The 520-nt window shown below is 39.0% G+C and carries 1 protein-coding gene and 1 pseudogene; both read right to left on the bottom strand.

Annotation, left to right across the window (positions count from 1 at the left end; translation table 11 throughout):
- Positions 1 to 201 (bottom strand): annotated as a pseudogene (locus QLH51_RS19850) (hypothetical protein); the annotation flags it as partial.
- Between the two features lie 39 nt (positions 202 to 240).
- The coding region (locus QLH51_RS19845; RefSeq protein ID WP_164516270.1) for an HlyD family secretion protein at positions 241 to 520 on the bottom strand (280 nt) is incomplete at its 5' end.

Genomic DNA, 520 nt, shown 5'->3' with positions numbered 1-520 from the left:
GAGCACCCCGTTGACAAGCATGTAACCTGTTGTAAGCCACTGAATTGTCGTCGCACTCACATTAAATTCAGTCATTAAATGGGGCATGGCTACGTTCAAAAGCGTTTGGTTTAAAATCGCTACGAACAAACCGGCCATTAAAATGATCAGTAAAGACAAGGAGCCTGCTCCCTGTTTTGTCGCTGCAGGTTGATTTGCCATCTCAGACAACCTCCTTTCATTTTTTGATATCAGTCATCATTAAGATGAAATTTTGACAGAAGCATTCATACCTGGAAGTACTTTGTCAGATGGATTTTTAATTGAAATTTTCACTGCTACTTTTTGTGGCACTTTCGTGTAGTTACCACTTGAGTTTGTTGCTGGCAGCATATTGAATGTTGAGTTTGTTGCATAACCAATTTGTTCAACTGTTCCTTCAAATGTTGTATCAGGATCGCCGTCTACAACGATGTCCACTTTGTCACCTTTTTCAATGTTCTTAATGTCTGTTTCTTTAATATTCGCTGTAATGTAAAGC

The organism is Sphingomonas sp. 2R-10 (assembly GCF_030062225.1).
GTDB lineage: Bacteria > Pseudomonadota > Alphaproteobacteria > Sphingomonadales > Sphingomonadaceae > Sphingomonas.
This window is presented reverse-complemented; position numbering and strand designations above follow the sequence as displayed.